The sequence below is a fragment of the Vibrio sp. 2134-1 genome (genome assembly GCF_033339495.1).
In genome coordinates, this window is sequence record NZ_JAWOUS010000293.1 from 1 (window position 1) to 796 (window position 796).

1 protein-coding gene is annotated in these 796 nt (G+C 50.5%); it reads left to right on the plus strand.

The annotated features are described in order from the left end of the window. Nucleotides 1-796: fructose PTS transporter subunit IIB (locus R7R78_RS25555; protein WP_225474549.1), on the plus strand; the 796-nt coding region annotated here is incomplete at both ends.

Below are 796 nucleotides of genomic sequence, written 5' to 3' on the forward strand. Positions count from 1 at the left end.
GACCGCGTTTGATATGGGCGGCCCAATTAACAAAGTGGCGACGTTGTTTGCTCAAACTCAAGTGAACACGCAACCATGGTTGATGGGCGGGGTCGGTATTGCGATTTGTACGCCGCCATTGGGTATGGCACTAGCCACGTTTTTGGCGCCGAGTAAATTCAAGCGAGATGAACGCGAAGCGGGGAAAGCCGCAGGTATTATGGGGATGATCGGTATTAGCGAAGGTGCGATTCCTTTTGCCGCTGGCGACCCTGCACGAGTGTTACCCGCTATTGTGGCGGGTGGCATCGTCGGTAACGTGATCGGCTTTATGTTCCACGTAATGAACCATGCACCATGGGGTGGTTGGATTGTTCTCCCGGTTGTGGATGGAAAAATTGGTTACATCATCGGCACGATTGCGGGCTCTGTTACCACGGCGTTGATCGTGATTGCACTAAAGAAAACCGTCACCGAAGATGAGAGTTACACAGGTCATTCTCAGGTATATGGTTCCGTTCAAGGCGAAGGTGAGGCGGATGTTTTGGCGGTTACATCTTGCCCATCAGGAGTGGCACATACGTTCTTAGCGGCGAAGTCATTGGAAAAAGCGGCTTGTGCACTCGGCATTAAGATTAAAGTCGAAACCCAAGGGGCGAATGGCGTCATCAACCGAATTACCGAGAAAGACATCGAGAAAGCGAAGTTTGTGATCTTTGCTCATGATGTCGCGATCAAAGAACCGGAACGTTTTCGAAAAATAAAAGTGTTGGATGTGACGACCAAGGATGCCATGTTGAACGCTACGGCCTTGTTG